The organism is Pseudomonas sp. 5Vm1k (assembly GCF_056161485.1).
This window is the reverse complement of record NZ_JBSPCZ010000033.1, coordinates 27,115-45,340: the sequence shown is the minus strand read 5'-3', so window position 1 is coordinate 45,340 and position 18,226 is coordinate 27,115. Positions and strand designations below refer to the sequence as shown.

15 protein-coding genes and 1 pseudogene are annotated in these 18,226 nt (G+C 48.9%); 9 read left to right on the top strand and 7 right to left on the bottom strand.

Translation table 11 applies throughout. The features are described from left to right. Nucleotides 1-171: 171 nt before the first annotated feature. The 4 genes from ACWIKB_RS32820 to ACWIKB_RS32805 all read right to left on the bottom strand — a co-directional run bounded on the left by ACWIKB_RS32820 (nt 172) and on the right by ACWIKB_RS32805 (nt 4,439). Nucleotides 172-750 (bottom strand): hypothetical protein, encoded by a 579-nt coding sequence (locus tag ACWIKB_RS32820; RefSeq protein ID WP_475271569.1) that lies wholly within the window; start codon nt 748-750, stop codon nt 172-174. Between the two features lie 816 nt (nt 751-1,566). Beyond that, complete coding sequence (locus ACWIKB_RS32815) at nt 1,567-2,688, bottom strand: HNH endonuclease (RefSeq protein ID WP_475271568.1); 1,122 nt, start codon at nt 2,686-2,688, stop codon at nt 1,567-1,569. Nucleotides 2,689-2,780: 92 nt separating this feature from the next. Continuing rightward, nucleotides 2,781-3,905 (bottom strand): DUF3800 domain-containing protein, encoded by a 1,125-nt coding sequence (locus ACWIKB_RS32810; RefSeq protein ID WP_475271567.1) that lies wholly within the window; start codon nt 3,903-3,905, stop codon nt 2,781-2,783. Between the two features lie 75 nt (nt 3,906-3,980). After that, nucleotides 3,981-4,439, bottom strand: a complete 459-nt coding sequence (locus tag ACWIKB_RS32805; RefSeq protein ID WP_475271566.1) for a hypothetical protein — start codon at nt 4,437-4,439, stop codon at nt 3,981-3,983. A gap of 853 nt (nt 4,440-5,292) precedes the next feature. Between ACWIKB_RS32805 and ACWIKB_RS32800 the strand changes: the two are divergent. Beyond that, nucleotides 5,293-5,645 (top strand): annotated as a pseudogene (locus ACWIKB_RS32800) (IS66 family transposase); the annotation flags it as partial. A gap of 1,272 nt (nt 5,646-6,917) precedes the next feature. Here the strand turns inward: ACWIKB_RS32800 and ACWIKB_RS32795 are convergent. The 3 genes from ACWIKB_RS32795 to ACWIKB_RS32785 form a co-directional block, all read right to left on the bottom strand. Continuing rightward, the gene (locus ACWIKB_RS32795) at nt 6,918-7,388 is read right to left on the bottom strand and encodes a hypothetical protein (RefSeq protein ID WP_475271565.1); all 471 of its coding nucleotides are present in this window, start codon (nt 7,386-7,388) and stop codon (nt 6,918-6,920) included. A 61-nt stretch (nt 7,389-7,449) separates the two neighbouring features. Further along, the gene (locus ACWIKB_RS32790; protein ID WP_475271564.1) at nt 7,450-7,872 is read right to left on the bottom strand and encodes a hypothetical protein; all 423 of its coding nucleotides are present in this window, start codon (nt 7,870-7,872) and stop codon (nt 7,450-7,452) included. A gap of 61 nt (nt 7,873-7,933) precedes the next feature. Further along, entirely contained in the window at nt 7,934-8,845 is a 912-nt protein-coding gene (locus ACWIKB_RS32785) for a hypothetical protein (RefSeq protein ID WP_475271563.1), read from the bottom strand. Between the two features lie 345 nt (nt 8,846-9,190). Between ACWIKB_RS32785 and ACWIKB_RS32780 the strand changes: the two genes are divergently transcribed. The 8 genes from ACWIKB_RS32780 to ACWIKB_RS32745 all read left to right on the top strand — a co-directional run bounded on the left by ACWIKB_RS32780 (nt 9,191) and on the right by ACWIKB_RS32745 (nt 18,013). Then, nucleotides 9,191-9,496: a helix-turn-helix domain-containing protein gene (locus ACWIKB_RS32780; RefSeq protein WP_475271562.1), complete on the top strand. Its 306-nt coding sequence runs from the start codon at nt 9,191-9,193 to the stop codon at nt 9,494-9,496. A 1,048-nt stretch (nt 9,497-10,544) separates the two neighbouring features. Then, nucleotides 10,545-10,673 (top strand): hypothetical protein, encoded by a 129-nt coding sequence (locus ACWIKB_RS32775; RefSeq protein ID WP_475271561.1) that lies wholly within the window; start codon nt 10,545-10,547, stop codon nt 10,671-10,673. Between the two features lie 155 nt (nt 10,674-10,828). Continuing rightward, entirely contained in the window at nt 10,829-13,075 is a 2,247-nt protein-coding gene (locus ACWIKB_RS32770) for a type VI secretion system Vgr family protein (protein WP_475271560.1), read from the top strand. Nucleotide 13,076: 1 nt separating this feature from the next. Then, nucleotides 13,077-14,372 carry a VRR-NUC domain-containing protein gene (locus ACWIKB_RS32765; protein ID WP_475271559.1) on the top strand — a complete coding sequence of 432 codons (1,296 nt, stop codon included), beginning with the start codon at nt 13,077-13,079 and terminating at the stop codon, nt 14,370-14,372. A gap of 12 nt (nt 14,373-14,384) precedes the next feature. Continuing rightward, on the top strand, nt 14,385-15,524 hold the full coding sequence (locus tag ACWIKB_RS32760; RefSeq protein ID WP_475271558.1) for a DUF3396 domain-containing protein: 1,140 nt from the start codon (nt 14,385-14,387) through the stop codon (nt 15,522-15,524). 231 nt (nt 15,525-15,755) lie between these two features. After that, complete coding sequence (locus ACWIKB_RS32755) at nt 15,756-15,950, top strand: hypothetical protein (protein ID WP_475271557.1); 195 nt, start codon at nt 15,756-15,758, stop codon at nt 15,948-15,950. Nucleotides 15,951-15,961: 11 nt separating this feature from the next. Further along, nucleotides 15,962-17,086 (top strand): type VI immunity family protein, encoded by a 1,125-nt coding sequence (locus tag ACWIKB_RS32750; protein WP_475271556.1) that lies wholly within the window; start codon nt 15,962-15,964, stop codon nt 17,084-17,086. Between the two features lie 144 nt (nt 17,087-17,230). After that, entirely contained in the window at nt 17,231-18,013 is a 783-nt protein-coding gene (locus ACWIKB_RS32745) for a DNA translocase FtsK (protein WP_475271555.1), read from the top strand. Nucleotides 18,014-18,226: the final 213 nt, after the last annotated feature.

The window sequence follows — 18,226 nt, the reverse complement described above, 5'->3', positions numbered from 1 at the left end:
GCGCAACCGACTCGCTATGTCTGGAACGCCAAAGGCGAAGATATCTTGAACAAAATCCAGCGCGCCCGTGAGGCAATGGGCTCATAGGCTAATGGGTAAATTATTTAGAGAACAGCACACTAGAATCCTAGCTGGCGAATGTCAGCTAGGATTCTGGTAAGGCGCTACCGGTTAGTGATTCTGGAGATATTCCAAATAGCTTTCCTTATCTTCACGCTCTTGATCGTCCATCTCCGATTCACCGGCGTGTTCCTCGCATTCCCCTTGGCGATTGATCTTATCAGCGCGATGTGGACGGCCATCACCGCAGTAAATACAGAAATCGTACTCTGGCTCGTGCTGAGCACAACCTAAGCATACCCAGCCTTCTGGCTGCTCCCATTGCGAGCCAACGTAGCGGACATCGATCCACTTTTTGTTGCAGCATTCACACGGTGGCGTGAGCGCGGCTTCGATAACGTCGGCCAAGGTAAGGACGTCAACTCTTTGTAGTGGATTGGGTTGCATGCGGACGATGTGCTCACGCATTTTGCGGACGTCGCCACCTTCTTCATAGTTGATAACCAACTCAGGGTCGAATGGATCGAAATCCGGATCGCTCTTGAGCGCCACTTTGCTGTTATACCCAAGGTAATGAGCCACAACGGCGTGCGCGTGGGCAGAGCCGATGACGATCCCGAGAGCCTCGTAATGCGCACGTAGGTATTCGACCGCCTGGTCGAAGATATTCGGGGTGTTGAATTTAGACATGAATACGCTTCCTTCATTTCATAGCTGACAGCATGTTCCAAGAAACTCGTTGGGTTATTACACGTACTGTCAGCCGTCAAAGGAGCGCCTATAGGCGAGCATTAATACTTTATGTAGCGCACCGCTTTAGCCAACCCACAAGCAGATGGGGTGCGAAAGGAAGCATAGGGTGTTAACGCGAAGCAGGTCAACTATGTGCGCTCCGCAAACTCACCTTGCGTACGTCACGCTGGCACCCACTGAACCGTCACTAGCTGCCAAATCGCACGGGCTCAATGGTCGACATCCTCAGTTATCAGCTTCCCAAGCTGATAACGAGGGTTCGACTCCCTTCACCCGCTCCACTTCTCTCCTAACTCATTGATTTTTCTGAAATCCATCGAGCAGAAAGCGAGATAGTCACGTAGTCCTCCTACAAAGGGCTCCTACAACGTGACGCAACGCAACAACCTCTACCGCCGTTCGAGCGGAATCTATGTCCTTCGCATCACCATCCCGGCTCGCTATCGCGTTCAATTGGGTCAAATAGAAATTCACACGTCCAACCCTTCAAAATCGCTGAGGGTATAGTGGCGATAAAACAAGCACTGCACAGAAGGAGGCCGCGCTCCTAGCTGGTAAAAAGCTCCTTCAATCGGCTGGCCTAAGCTCGCTGAACCCCCTTTACATTAAAAGGAGATTCGGCGAGCCCCGACTACCAACCATTGGGACTAGATGCTTACGGCGAAACACTTTCGACGGCCCCATCGTTCTTGCTGACTGCTCAACAAACAAGAAATACAAATGGAAAATATCCACCGCAATCCGAAAAAACGATCACTTATCCTTTTTAATTTGACTCAGAATATATGGAGTCATTTTCTCTGCAAGCTTACCTGACAACACTCGCAAATGCTCTTCTGTCAAAACTTGGCCCTCTTCCGCACCGCAGTTTTTGAACGCAAATTCTACAGCATGTGATATCACACGATCTCGTTCTCTTTCATGTGATGCTTCGATAGCCCGAGGCATAACCTGATGAAAGCAATTTACAACCGTATCGGAATCACATTTCTCATAGTTATAAGCGGCTGCAATGTCCTCGATGGTTAGCGAGATTTCGACACTGACTTCCTGTTCTGCGCCGGTTGTGGGATCGATTGAGTAATTGGTTGAAATTTTCGCACCAGAATATTTTTCCGAAAGACAAGCTACTACCCTTCTCACTCCGTAATACTCAAGATAACCTAACAGCAATCCTGTTTCGGGATCTCCCGATATCGCCACGCAGTGCAAAGGCACATTTGAAGGCCTCCCAATCACCAAATCCCGTTCATAGTAGTAACCAAAACAAGGTTCACCATCATTCCTCAAGTAAGACATTGCGTGTTCGCACGTGCCAGGAACAATCCCGGAATATGAAGCTAGTGCAAGGACCGTTTTGACTAATGATTTTCCTGCCCTAGGACCACCGAACTCTAGATTCATTTTCAGCATACCATCTAGGTATCGAGACTCTACCGCCGCATCGTTCAAAATCTGGTTTGTGTTTGCTGAAGGATGCTTTCTCTTTACACCCTTTAACATTCTTTTCGCTTCATCAATATCCCTTGCAATGATACTAATGGAAGTCTTATCAATCAAAACCTCCTCTTTGAACTCAGGTTTAGATGGAGACATACCGCCCTGATGATGCAGAGTGAGCCTCTCACCGGTTGTAGTATCAAATGTCTGTGAAGGAGGAGGCCCACCCCGATCTTTTTTAATAAAAAATATCAAGCTTAGTGGATTCAACTGCCTACCAAGCTCAGCATCCCATTCATCTCCGGACTTGCTATTACATGAAATACATATAAAGCCCCTTACCTTCCGCCTACCTCCAATGCTATTAGGAATAATATGTTCCCTTGAGTCATTAGACTCCTCGATCTTTACATCACAAAGCGCACACTGCTTCACTGGGATCACCTTTTAAATTTATACCGCTACCAGCCATAGTCCGTATAGCCATCTGATGCACGTACCTTTTCCGCATCATTATTAAGTTTTATTTAAACATTAAAAAGCGCAGACGCATCTAACCCTGGAACGCCAGACTCTGTTAGTGACAAATCAAGCATTTGGACTACTAGCTCTGCCATTTCGTCCTTGAAATTTCTTTCACCGTCATGATTTAAGTATCGCCCTACAGCACCTGCAACCAAATCAGAAAGCTGCACGAGAGGACTAACCCTAGAGGATGTTGTCTGCAAACTCACGAGTTTTAGTTTGCCGCCGTAACCGGCCTCATAGGCGCTTTCAACCCTTCTTTTTAGTTCAGAAATAACAAATGAATCTAGAGATTGCTCCTCATCAATAGTGACCTCGATATCTCTAGGAAGGTCAATCCTGCCATTTTCTATTTCATGAGCAGCACCTGTCATCAACATGTGCTCATGCAGTTTCTGAACCACCTCTTCAATCGGGCGACTTGTTCTAGAACGCTCAACAGCTATTACCTTAAACCCCAAAAACTCTCGATTCGAAAGAATGACGTTCAAATACTCTTTTAACGTATCTAAATCTTTTCTTCCAAACTTTGTAAAGTGCACCTCTCTATCCTTCCAGAGAGAACCACCCTGCCAATCCTTTATTGCTTTTGACACAGAAAACACCGCTCGCCCTGTGAGAACCCAAACAGATGCCACAATCACAAATTTATGAGTTTTACCGGTTTCATCTGAGTATATTTGAACAACCTTCCTCGGCTCTGCATCTTGCAAAACCGCATACTCCATCTTCTCCTCATTCTTACGTCGACTTCTTTTAATATCAGACTCCGCTTGAAACAGGCCGTATTCATTCTGGATCTTCGCTCTTGCCCGAACCAGATAATGAAGCCTTTCAAGGCGAAAAAGATCCTTTGGCAGTATTCCAGCTTCGTTATAGATATCAGGCTGGAAGGAGGCCCAATATTTTAACGACAGCGTAATATCGCTATTTCTTGCCTGTGGGTAGAGATTGAGAATCGAAGCAACGCGGGCTTTCATGGAGGAGAAATCGGAAGCAGCGAGGGACGCCAACAGCTCCGCCTTTTCTTTTTCTATTTTCTCGTCCTTTGTTAATTTCGGCTTTACCTGCTTGGACTGTTTATTAATCTCTTCAGATAAAGGGATACCATCCTCAATAATCGTCATGCTTGCATCTCCATCTGCGGCAATAACATCATAGTTTTGAATATTTTAAAATCGCACGTCTAAGGCTGCACGACGTCAAAATACCTCTCGAAAATCTCGAAACCGACGAACACACCCAAGAAGAACAACTAAAGAACTACTGACTAACATCTCATCTCGGCCAGCAGGAGAGTGAGGCACATATTTCCCTCCATGAAAAAGATTATTTCTAACACGACATACACTTTCAACCGCCCGCTCTAATTCAGAGGCACCCTGCAACGGACGATCAACCCATTCCTTGGCGGAAATCTGAATTATAGGCGGGTCTTCAATTAGAAAACTTATGGCGCTAGCGAATTGCTGATCACCAGCTAAATCAATTTCTTCGGCTGCATCCGTCGCAAACCTTCTCCACGCTGCTTGCGCAAACTCACTTTTTTCACGGAGATAATCTCTCTCCTTCAATACGTACTCAAAGCGTGAAAACGTAGCCATAAACTCAACAACGAGCATATGTGGTATTTCAAGGCTATCGAATGCTGACCTAATCATTACAAAACTCCCTCTTGTATTGACCACCCACCCGCCAATAAACGACCGTTTTCTGGCAGCGCTCTCAGCCCCCGGCAAATCCGTCAGGAGATTAGCCTTGGCTTTTCTGGCATGGTGTCCTATTTTCGACACCGTTTTCCAACAGGATAAAAGCTAATGGCCACTTTCGGATACGGTCGGGTAAGCGAAACGATTTCTTTGCCACAAGCGCTGATAAAATTTATTTTTTCCCTATGTCGATCTGCCGGTCCTGATCACAACCATACGTCAAGTAACCAATCAATTGTGCAGTGACACCGCGAATTTGGCATCTGCATTTCTTAGGCCCTTTTCAGCCAGTTCCTGCCTTTCACGACGGACTACAATTGATCGCTCTATGCCGGTGATGGCCACGAAACACGATGAGCAAATCCGATACAAATGGCTGATCAAGTTGAATGCAAGCAGGTGAGTAAGTTTGTGCAAATCCCCACGAGACGCCCAGCAGGTAAATCGAGCCTCTAGCTACAATTGACCTGACCGACCAAGGGAGGGCTTGAGCTGTGGTTCACAGCTCGCCAATGCTCGCCTACGACGCGATCTCGCTTGAGTAAAGCAAAGTCACCAACGAACCTTTCTGCGAGCCCAAGCAGGCTTAGGTATTAGCTCTACACAGTCGTGGTCCTCGTCGGGGACGTTTTTTATCTGAACCGGACTGCCCGAGGGCTCAAGAAAAAGCAGCCGAGGACTCATTGACCGAAAAGGAATCACTGCGCCGGTGAGTATGGATTCGGTTTTTTTTGTTGTGACTGCACAGAGCAAGAAGAACAACACTTAAAGCTACAGTTATACGGCACATGCCTTTGCACGTTTAGGCATCCCGACGTCGGGCTTACTGGCTCACATCATAGCGACCAAGTTCGCCGACCATCCGCCGCTGTATCGACAGGAAAAAGGCTTCGGCCGAGCCGGACTGCCTAGAGCCTCCTCGACCCGGGCGAAGTGGGCTGGCTACTGCGGCGCGCAGTTAGCCGTTGGTGGACGCACTGCGCGAGGACGTGCTGACGAAACTCCTGCGTAAATGCTGATGCCTGGCGCGAAGAAAACGCATCGCGCCCATGTTTGGACTTATGCACCGGCCAGCCCTATGACCCGCCAGCGGTCGTTTACAACTTCAGCCCGAGCCGCACCGACGAACACGCAAGTGCATTTCCCGGCATCTGGGATACTTACTCTGCTCAAGAGATCGCCAACACAACTCACTGACCCTTTGGTGACTGCGCCCGCTTATTACCCCGCCCTTAACCGCCACAGCCGTGGCGAATTAATCCAGGGATGCTTCGCCCGCAGCACTGAAATACCAAGACAGGTATGTCCTTTTTGGTCTTGTTCGCGAAAAGGCATCAACCGCGCAGATGAGAATAAGTATTAACTATCTCAGTTTCTTAGCATAATTTTATAAATATGCAAATTTATCTTGACAAGCATTTTTTGTGCCAATACAATAATTTTATTGTTTCCAAAAGCCTAAAGATCTGAAAAATAACACTTACCTTACTGACACTATATATATCTATAACTGGATATATCCTCTTACGAAGTAAGAGGTTAAATAGCTATATTAAAAATTTTTAATACGTGCGCGCGTAACAAATGAATAAGCAATTAGGGCAGAGCTTAGAGTTCTAGCTCTTGGATCTAGGCCACTTCCAAGCCCCTGACGGCATCGCAAACTAAAAACCATGCCACTGTAACCAATCTCACCGCAAAATCGCTTAAATGACGCTACAGAGCGCCACAGAGACTATATCAATTAACCTTGCGGTCCGATGACGCCCCTTCCTAGCTCTTTGCTAAATCGGCGTACCGCAAGCCAAAGCAGCCGCACCGGACGCCCCAATGGTAGAGACGGACAGTCCTTACCCACGCATTGTTCGTCTGCTTCGCCCAGCAGAGGCTGACAGCAATTGGCCGATTCTAATGAATAAACAATCAGGGCGGATTGCTTAGAGTTTTAGCTCTTGGATCTAAGCCCCTTCAAAGCCCCTGACGGCATCGCAAACTAAAAACCCTCCAACTGCCATCAAGCTCATCGCAAGATTGCTTAAATGACGCTACAGAGCGTCACAGAGGCTATATCAATGAACCTTGCGGTCCGATGACGCCCCTCCCTAGCTCTTTGCTAAATCGGCGTACCGCAAGCCAAAGCAGCCGCACCGGACGCCCCAATGGTAGAGCCAGGCAGTCCTTACCCAAGCATTGTTCGTTTGCTTCGCCCAGCAGAGGCTGACAGCAATTGGCCGATTCTGTTGAAAAAATCAGTTTTTCCAGATTGGTAAATAAGATCGAACGATGAAAACAGCGTTTTGGGACGTTTCTACGTAAACAGGACTACAACTGAGTCATCAAACAGAACAGCAATCGTGCGTTTCTAGATGTAAAAGCCGCCTTCGGGGATTCCCGAAGGCTACAGTCTGGCAGTTTATTGCATATTTAAATCTATTGACCGGTAGTAGCAGCCAATACCTCGCCCTCCGCGACCAGCTGGATGCATTTTTTCACTCTCCGCTGAATAATGATCATTATAATTCCACCAATTACAATCGGGATGCCGAGCAATATAAAAAGCGTTAAAACACCAAATAGCGTAAGCAACCAAGCAGCCACCGTATTCCAAAACGAGTAGCAGTCATGCTCAGCCTGAGTATCTAAATTTTTAAAAGCATAACAGGTCAAGTGACCTTTCTTTATCACTCCCGCAACTCGTACATTATCTCCCTCTGCTAGGCTAACAGCATCTTTCAACTCAAACTCAATTGGGCGCCCATTTACTCTAAACGAATAATTATTTCCGGACGAAATTGACCCACTCGTATTGCCAGTTACCGCTGATGTTTGAATATTCCCGTGAACAGAAGTGCCACGACTAACGTGCGACACAATGCCTTCAAGCAATTCAAGCTTAGCCATCTGATTCCTCAGCTTTTAAACTATACAGATAGAAAATATGCGCTCAGCAACAACCACTAATTTAGTTCGCATTAACCGCATTAATAATCTTGCAAAACTCACCACGTGCACCGATATCCGGGGCGTAAATTCCTGCTGCTACCACAAAGACCAGCATAACCTTCGCGCCGGAGGATGCAGCCTCAACAATGGCATTTAACGGCGCCCGTTTACTGCTGTAGTTGACATCCTGGTATGCAGAGATGAGGCCTCTACGTGGATCAGATGACTCAATGTGAAACCCCTCTTCTAGCATTACTGCTGACAGCCGCTTAAATGCCAAATCAGGGGAAATGCTAGGCAGCATCGAAGTCGTCGAAAATTTCTTACCAGTAACAATGCTGCCTTCTGAACTGAAATTTTCCTCGCATTCATTTGTTGAATGCAACGCAGCACATCCACTGAGCGCGGCAATGCCCGCTGCGAGCGCCAACCGATAAATCATGGTAGTTTCCTGTTGCTCAAGCGAGAGGCGTCAGCGACGCCTCTCGGCGACTAGAGTGAATTCAGAGAGTCTTGGAAAGTAAAACCGTACCACTCGCAGTGTCCACCACGTCAACTCGTTGCGGTGCTACCAAGACGTAGTGTTTGGGGCCAAAACGGTCGGTAATAATTTCACGCTGTATATTTTTTACGTAACCGTAGACCACAACATTTGACGTAGGACGTGCAGCCTCGATCTTCCGAGCCTGAGTTTCGTCGGGGACATCAAAAAAGACACTCGAACCGCCAGTGAGACCGATAAGGTAGTCTTTTGGCCCAGGGTTGTAGTAGCAGCGCGTCGGAGCAGCACGTTTGAAGCTCTCTTGGTTTCGCATTTCTTCTGCACTGTATTCCAATTTATCGGAAAACATGCAGCCGGATACTTTAAATCCCTTAGATGCAAAGTCATAGGCAGCCAAGTGATCAGGGATTATAGCCTTTACCAGCCTATTCGATCCGGACTTACTAGCCTCGTCCTTTACAATGGTGAAAATTTTATCGCTCAAGTCCTTTTTCTTGAATGTGTCTTTCGTGGTAAGAATGTCATAACTAAATTTGTAGAGGTCGGGGTTTTCATCACGCACCAAAATCGCATTTTTCACGGATTCGACCACGTCATCCTGCGTCTCATCCCAAGCATGCTGCGCAGTGTAAATCCGCAAAGCAGTCATTGGATTCAACATATCTTGGTACTTCGAAAGGTCACCCAACTCTACAGCGGGCAACTCTACAGTCCGTGGCTGATTACGTGCTGCAAATCTCTTCTCAGCATCACTCTGTTCCGTTTGCTTAAGTGGTTGCTGTACTTCAACTTTCTTTTCTACTTTTTTCGCATCTGCTCCGCTATCCGAGCATCCGACTAGAAATGTACTACACAATCCAACGAGCGCACTTACCACCAAGCATTTCGATGAAATGCTCATCTTTCCGTTCATACAACAATCCTTTTTCCATTAATAGAGTGATAGCCATCGCTTCGTCAGCGTTGAATCCAGCACTTAGAAAGCCCTAATAATACTCAAGAAACCCTTCATCCCATTCGTCACGCCTGCACTCTATTTCTCTTCATATAACAGCAGTCCTTGGTGATGTTTTTTGGCATCAAACGCGTGCATTCCGCAATGCAGGATTATCGACGGCGTTGCTAGAACGCTTGCCGCCAGCTAGCAACCAGCCCTCGGAATCAGGGACGGCTTAAGAATCGTCCAAGCTGACTGCCGAAGAACAAATCGCACAACCGGAAGTATGCTTCCTGTTTGGATTAATCTGCAAGCGTTCCAATGCCCGTTTTGGGCCTAAAAATGGAACTCAACCTAGCATTTGGACGTGTTTTCGCACGCCTACGTATGCGGAACGGTTTGACTCAGGAAGATTTCCATCCGGCAGCCACAGACAGGTATGTCCGAATGCTCGAAAAAGGAAAGGCATCGCCGACGATTGCGATGTTCTGTGAGCTATCAAGCGTGCTGAATGTGAGCCCAGCGATATTGATGGCTCTCACAACAGCAGAAGCTGCTGGTCTTACTGAAGAAGATGGCCTTCAAGCGCTCCAAGCCGCGTTAGATGACACCAAGCGCGTTGCGTAACGGCCCTACGAGCCTGAATGCTCCTCGTACCGCAGCCTCACAGCACTGCCTTCCCCTCAACCACCACGCTCCATAGCTCCGCTCAAGGCGCGTGCCAGGATTGAGCGCTATTGCGGGCATCTGGCCGTTGCTTGAGTACCACTTCTGAGCGCGATTTTGGCTAGAATCTCGATCAGGGTAAGCGGAGGGCCAAGGCTATGACTGACAGTACGGATAACGTCGTAACGGAGGGATCTGGGCTAAAGCCGAGCTTCGAGGAGCTGGTCCAGTTGAAGGCTCAGAAACAAGCTGAGGCTAGCGAGAGCAGAAACGCATGGATGGCTCGCTGGCGAGCAGCATCTCCGGATGAGAGAAATGCGGCTGAAGAGCGGTTTCAACAGGCTTTTAGCAAAATCGCGTCCCAGTTTGGCCGTAGCCGACGCCTCATTCTTTCCGATGCCCCAGCCTCAGATGACTAAGCGTACAAGCTCTGTTCAGTGCATTTCGTCGCTCATCGGTGGCTTATCAACCCGTGTGGTACGGCCAACACCTATCAGCAAGATTTGGCGGTTTTCCAACTGTGGCGCTTGGTAAATAATGGCGCGAACAAAAAGCTCAAGAGCAGCACCGCTGTCACTCCTGGAGTTAGCCAACCATATTCTTTGACTGTCGGATTTGACAGCAATTCAATATCACCACCTCGCAACGTAATTTCAGCTGCCGCTATGAGAATTGGTGTCAAGATGACCGTAGCTTTCAATGAGGCCTGCGCCCCTGCTGCTATGCATTTAAGAAGAAATAGCTTCGGGATCCCATACTTCTGAGAGCGTGACAATGGTAGTTGTGGTTCAAGCACTCTCGATCCGATTCACACGAGCAGTACGAGCCAGAGGAGGCTCGGGTTGAAGTGTACAACACTGCGATACTAGGGCTCAAAATGACCATATGAGCACCGTATACACAGGTTTCGCATCAAGTCTCTCATTGGTGCATTTTTGACAGACGAGATAGTACTATCATTCGGCTACAGATATGGCCACTCGACCCAGTTACGCTCAACGAACATGCGATGAGACTCGCAGTTGCACTTAGCTTCACCATTCAAGAATTCAGGCAAGAAGAGCGTGTAGCAGGAACAGTCGATGAAATCATCCGTCCTATTGGATTCAAGATGGACGATGAAATCTTCCATTTGTGACCGTAGCCACCTTGAAGCTAATTCATCTATACAGACCTTTACCTTTGCTCAGTTAAGGTCCTCTGGGGCCTTATCCAAATGATGTGCCAGCCTTGAAGCGGTATGCGTAATCCTGCACCATTGCCCTCTGAATATTCATGGATGGGATTCAAGGCATGCTGGACGCTAATGCTACGCATATTTCCCTTACCCTCGAAGGTGCCACCACTGACCTTCAGGTACTCAGTTTTGTAGGCCGCGAAGCCCTCAACCAACCGTACTGTTTTGACATTGAATTGGTCAGCACCCGACCAGACCTCAAGCTTGAAGAGCTACTGCACAAAACGGCCTACCTGACCTTTGGCAGTACCGGAAAAGGCATGGTTCATGGAGTGGTATACCGTGCTGCCCAAGGCGACTCGGGCAAGCGCATGACGCGCTACAGCATCAGTTTAACGCCTCAACTGAGTTACCTTCGCCACACTTGCGATCAACGAATTTTCCAACACCTGAGCGTGCCAAAAATTATTGCGCAGGTACTCGAAGCGCGCGGCATCCTTTCGGATGCCTACAGCTTTCAACTCGGCGCAACCTATCCCGAACGTATCTACTGCACTCAGTACGACGAATCCGATCTGCATTTCATCCAGCGTCTATGCGAAGAGGAAGGTATTCACTTCCACTTCCAACACAGCCCCCAAGGGCACAAGCTGGTGTTCGGGGATGACCAAACGGTGTTTCGCAAGCTGACGCCCGTGGCCTACCAGCAAGACTCGGGAATGGCCGCAGAGAGACCGGTGATCAACGGTTTCAACCTGCGCTTAGAAACTCGCACCACTCGCGTCAGTCGTCGCGACTATGACTTTGAAAAGCCACGCCTACTGCCTGAAGGTAACGCCACAAGCAATTTTGTGCCTGACTTGGAGGACTATGACTACCCAGGTCGTTTCACTGAACGCGCACGCGGCAAGCAATTGGCTACCCGTGCACTTGAACGACATCGCAGCGACTACCAATTGGCCGAAGGTAAAGGTGATCAACCTTCGCTGACTACCGGGCACTTTCTACCCCTGAATGATCATCCCCGTAATGAGTGGAACGACCTCTGGTTACTGCTGGAAGTGATCCATGAAGGCAAGCAGCCGCAAGTCCTCGGTGAGTTGATCACCAGTGACGTTACGGACAACAAGGACGACTTCCACCAGGGCTACCGTAACCGCTTCCTTGCCACCCCGTGGGATGCCCATTATCGACCGCCGCTTGATCACCCCAAACCTAAAGTCATGGGCAGTCAGACCGCCATTGTCACGGGTCCTAAAGGTGAAGAAATCCACTGCGACCAATACGGTCGAATCAAGGTGCAATTTCGTTGGGACCGTTTAGGTCAGTCCGACGACAACACCAGTTGTTGGTTGCGAGTGGCCAGCGGCTGGGCGGGTGCCACGTATGGCGGTATTGCGATCCCTCGCATCGGTATGGAAGTACTGGTGACGTTTCTTGAAGGCGACCCTGACCAGCCACTCGTTACAGGCTGCCTGTTTCACAAAGAGAACGTTGTTCCCTACGAGCTTCCCGCAAATAAAACCCGCAGTGTCTTCAAGACACTCAGCTCACCGGGTGGCAAGGGTTTCAATGAACTCCGCATCGAAGACAAAAAAGGTCAGGAACAGATATTCCTGCATGCCCAGCGTGATTGGGACGAAAACATCGAGCATGACCAGAAAATTCGCGTGGGCAACGAACGTCACGATACGGTCGAAGCCAACACTCTCAGCGAATTCAAAGTTGAGGAACACCGCATCACCCACGCCGACCGCAAAACCGAAGCCCGTGCCGATGATCACCTGACTGTCGGTCAGACCCAACACGTCAAAGTCGGTACTGGTCAGTTCATCGAAGCAGGTCAGGAGATTCACTATCACGCTGGTGAAAAGGTCGTAGTGGAAGGTGGCATGGAGTTGACCGCGAAAGCAGGGGGGAGCTTCGTCAAGGTTGATGCAGGTGGCGTGACCATCAGCGGGGCGAACGTCAAGGTCAATTCTGGTGGAGGGCCAGGTTCCGGTTCAGGGCTCAAGATACTGGGGCCGTTGCTTCCGGGAGCTGCCGACAAGGACAAGGCCGGTCAACTCTTGCAAGGGGCACCACGCAGCCACAAGGCCCGATACGTCTTGCTGGATGACAAAACCGGCGAGCCCTTAGTCGGCATGCCATACACCCTTAAGCGTGCCGATGGGAGCTGTTTGCCGGGCTATACGAACGAAGAAGGTAAGACTTTCTTGGTACACAGCAGTGACCCAGCAGAAGTCGATCTGATGACACCTAATCGTAAACCTGAACCGATGGAACCATTGATTAGGGCCGGTGAGAGTGCGCCCAGGGAAATGAATCTGGACTATCGAAATGCCAATTCGGAGGGCGCATAACATGGCCGTTGTACAACCGCAAACACCGCAAAAATGTACGACTACGACTACGAGTATCGAGGGTACAGAAACAAGGGCTGAATTACCCAACCCTACCAACAAACCTTATTTGATGGAGAAAGCGAATTACGCTGCTCGTTTTCCTCGGTTGTCGATCAAGCTACTCCCCGGTGGCGGAATTACGGGAGTGGAGCTGAAACAACTCGTCATGAGCGGTTTGATCCGTGCTGACGAATATCGCTGGGATTTCCGTTGGAACTACAAGGCCGAGGTCAGCTTCGATATGACTTACCTGCCACCAAAACCGTTTCTCAGCACCTCTCTGTCACTTCCAGGTCAAACACCCGATCCAGATCGGCGTCATACGTTGACCTTCTTTCCAGAGGGGCATACGAAGGGACTATTACGCCGACCAGACGTCATTATTGTAAAAAATCGAGCGATCCGCTGGCCCGGTCAGGCGGGACCTGATCACGAAGGAGTTATGCACCCTAATAACCTGGAACGGTTAGTTGAAGTGAAGTTTCCAGGAGATAAACTTCTGCCTGAACAGGAGCGAGCTTATTTGGACATAGCCGGCGATCAAGATCATTTTTCTGTATTAGAGATCAACGACTGCCGGGATAAAGATGATCGTGAGCGGGACGAAGAGTACAACAAAGAACACAAACCGACCGGCTACTTCAATCCATTGCAATGGCCCTCATTGGTACCGCCAAGGGACAACCTGCCAAGACCTGCTCCAGTCCCCGTCCCTGTATACGGTCCAGAACCAACGCCAGTGCCAGCGCATGTTGAAAACTGGACCCAGCAAGTGCAATCAGCAGTAGACAGCCTGTTAGAAGAAGGTGCTAAAGGCATCCAGCAACTATCGCAAGAATTTCAGCAGCATTTGCAAGACGCCCAAACGTGGCTTAGCACTAAAGGTGAGTGGGTACGTCGAGAATCACAAAAAGCTTGGGAGTGGATCAGCGAAACCGGTGGGAAAATATTACGCTGGACCGACGATCAACTCCGCGCCATTTGGCAGGAGGTTCAGCGTTACACCGATTTGACGCTAGAGGCTCTGCGTGAAGTTAATTGGGTGCAACTACTAATGAATATTGGCAAAGTAGTTGCTACGGCGGTAGTGATCATTGTCATTGGTGAGTTGATAGTCGCCGCTGCGATACCGGCTGCTCTTCTAACAGGGTTGTTGGCGATAATTGAAATAGCCACGCAATCCTGGGTTGTTCTGGCAGCAATACTAGCAAAACTTGCTACCAGTCCAGTTCCACGCCAAGCACTAAATTTTTGATTGAGAACCAATGTGAATAAATCATTAAAAAACCTAGAAAATCGCGCTCCTGACTTGTCTTTTGAATTGCCAGATGGTACACCTGTGGTGAGACTAGGGTTGATAACCACACTTTACTTTAAGCAAGGATATACCCAGGAGACAAAGCGCAAGATAGATGAGTGCTTCACTCGTTTTTACGAGGAGTTTAAACCGGTTCTGAAAGGCATGGTTTATCGTCGGCAAAGGAAGCTGACCGACGCCAACTTTAGTAAGGTGCGTGAACAAATACTGGAAACTGGTTCAAATGACGAGTTTAGCTGGTTTTTGGGCAGTTCGACAAAACCCACAGAAGCTGATGACTATAGCCTGTCAATGCTGAACTCCCTTGAGGCGCACGGGGATAAAAAGCGTTCATATATAAAGTTAGTATTGCCTTGGTCATTCCTAAAAGAGTCCGATGGACCCAATCGCTATCAGGCTTGGGTGATGTATCTATGTAATCAGGTTGGAGCCGAGCACGGATATAGCGGATTGTCCAGCGTTCTACCTTACGACTATCACAGCTATATGCCGACAGAGTACGAGTTGGCTCAACAGTACTCAGGCCTAGAAGTGGACTCAATGCCTCACTCGTCCTCACGGGAATTGTTGGGTTACATCAAAGGCGTAAACTGGTACACCATTCTGAGTGAAAGCTGTCTTGAGCGTCTTGGCGGTGAAGCAACTGTGCGTCAAGCCCTTAGCGGTCGTGGTGATATTAAAATACTTACCTTCAATAACGGGCTGATCATTCGTGCCGGCGAATATCCAGAGCTTGGTGCTTTGGATGATGGCCCTCCAGCCGCCTATATCGCAGTCAATAAGGTCGTGAGACCGGTACGTATCCCGAATCCAGATCGACTCCATAGCTACTCGCCGTATGGCAATTGCTTCGAGAAAGACAGTACTGCTCGGTGGTATGCACGATTTGACCAGGAAGACACGGGATCGACTTCTCCCTCTCGCATTGAAGCAGGCCAACCTTGCAGTAAGGCGGGTTACTGGTTCAGTCCAGCGCAGGCGAATTCTCGCCGTTACTTCAAACAGGGCGAGCTTATGCCCAGCTTTAGTGGTTCCAGTTGGGGGGCCACGCTGTGGTACTGGTCCGGAGAACGGGACGGTAGAGAGTAATCTCACTTGCTAAACACGGTGCTGCCAATAATCCAGAAGGCTCAATGGCAGCCTGTTTTTTAGATTGGATGTGCGTACGCTCGCGCCGCGTTCAGTCGGAAGTATTGCTCGTGTGCTGTCTCGAAAAAGTCCATCGTGTGCTATAGGAGATGAGAGACCAAGACCCGCAAACTCCAACACTTTACAGACATTAACCTCGAAATGCTTCGGCGAGTCGATTGGGTACAAATTTTGATCGACTTGGGAATTTTAGCTGTAGAAGTGGTAATCGTATTTGCCATTGGAGCAGTCGTTGTAGCAATGGGTATTCCAGCAACCCTCCTTGCCGGTCTGATGGTTATTGTGCGCCTGGCTCAGGTTTCGTGGCTCTTGTTAGCCAGCATTTTGAGTGGTGTAGCGATTAATTCAGCAGTTGCTGCCGGATAGGAGAGACGATTATGAATGCATTAGAAAAATTGACTAAGCAAGCCCCAGATTTGGTCTTTGAGTTGCCGGATAACACACCAGTTGTGAGGCTAGGGCTGATCGTTACAGTGTATTTTAAAGAAGGTTATTTACTTGAGAGCAAGAAAAAAGTCATGGAGTGCTTCGACCGTTTCAAGGAAGAGTTCGGTCAACATCTAAAAGGTCAATTTGATGACCGTTATAAAAAACTGACCGATGACAGTTTCAAAAAAACGACTCTGAAGATTCTTGGAACTGATTCGAACGAACAATATGAATGGCATATCAGCAGTGCTCCGACCGCAAGTGAGGCCGCTGAATACAGCCTTTCGGCATTGAATTCTTTTGAAGTCCATGGCGACCAGAAACGCTCGTATCTGAAGATCACATTGCCTTGGGCTTTTTTGCAGGACGCTGACGGCGCTGCTAGATATCAAAACTGGCTGGTTTATCTTTGTAATCAGGTGAAGGCGGAGCATGGTTATGGCGGCCTTTCAAGCGTTTTGCCTTATGACTTTGATAGTTACATGCCAATGGAATTTCAGTTGGCGCAGCAGTTCTCTGGCCTTGAAGTGGACTCCATGGTACATAACTTTAAGCGAGAACTGCTTGATCACATTAAGGGTGTGAACTGGTACACCATTCTTGGGAAGCCGTTTGTGGAACGTCTAGGGGGCGAAGACCTGCTACGTCATGCTTTTAGCGGTCGTGGCGATATAGAAATATTGAGTTACGACAATGGACTGATCATCCGTGCGGGTGACCTCCCTCAGTTGGGCGCAGAAAACGAACAGCTTCCCCCTGCATATGTTGCGGTCAATCGAGTCGTAAAACCGTTGCGTATCCCCAATCCAGATCAACTGCACACCTGCTCGCCTTACGGTAACTGCTTTGAAGAGGATAGTACCGCCCGCTGGTACGCTCGCTTCGACCAGGAAGATATTCAATCAAGAACTCCCGGACGCCTTGAAGCCGGTAAGCCATGCAGCGTGGCGGGTTATTGGTTCAGTCCTGCTCAATCCGACTCCCGGCGTTATTTCAATCAGGGCGAGATCTTGCCGAGTTTCAGCGGCTCAGCTTGGGGCGATACGCTCTGGTATTGGTCGGGTGAGAAGTAACACGATGACGCGAGTCGGAGGTTCCTCCTGAACGTTTAGCTACACGTCGCCACCAGCTTTGCCAATATGACCCAAACGAAATGTGGCACGTAGCGGATGCGTTCAATCGTTGGGCCGTTATTCCCATATTGAGGAAGGAACGAAATGTCTTGGTTTGATAGGTTTTTTCAGTTCACACGCACCAATGACATAAATCAACCTGCGGCGCCTCACAACGACCTGCCAATGCAATCTGACGCTCTCGTTGGACCTCATAGCGATATCGAAGACCCTCTGTATATCCAGGCGATCAGCTTCGTTCTGAAGTCCAAGCGGGCTTCAATCAGCGAAGTTCAGCGCCACCTCAAAATTGGGTATACGCGAGCAGCTCGCTTCATCGAGACCATGGAGGTTGACGGGTTTGTATCGTCACTTACGAACGGTGAACGTCGTTTGCTATCCGCAGAAGAACGTAGTGCATATCTTCTCCGTCGAAATGTTGAGCCAACTAACCTGGACATTGAGGTCAAACAGAAAACCCTTCGCCGTAAGAGACTTCCTTGCCCAGAAAAGTTGGACCTTCCACCACTGACGGGAAACATCAGGGGCACCAAAAATATCGGGTTCGATATTGTGGGGGAGTCGCATTTTCAAACAGCTCTTCGAAAAATTCGAAATTCCAGATGCATGGCAGAAGACAACGATTTTGAGGCGTTCATTGTGACTGAGCCCAACAACCCTTATGACTCCAATGCATGCGCAGTTTTCATAGACGGCTTTAAAGTCGGCTACCTGCCTAGGGATGCCGCTGCGAGCTTTGTCGACCAGATAGCGGACCAGGGAGTCCAAGGAGTTTCGTGTTTCCAACTGAGGGCGAAATTGGTAGGTGGGTTCGGAACGAGATTGAAAATCGGTGTGATGGTCAATCTACCTACAAGTGAGGAGTGATAGCTTTTCCCTCTATCAGCGTGTATCGCAGGTAAGCGGGTGGGGGAGCAATGGAACACCCCCTCTACCCAGCTTAGCGGGAATGGGCCCCAGCGGGGTTTATAGGTCGTGGGCGTCGCACTGATGACTGACCTATCTTTAAACGTCTGAGTACCGCATTGACAGGCAGTTTTCGGCCCAGACCGTGTAAAAACGCATGCTCAGTTTTGAAGT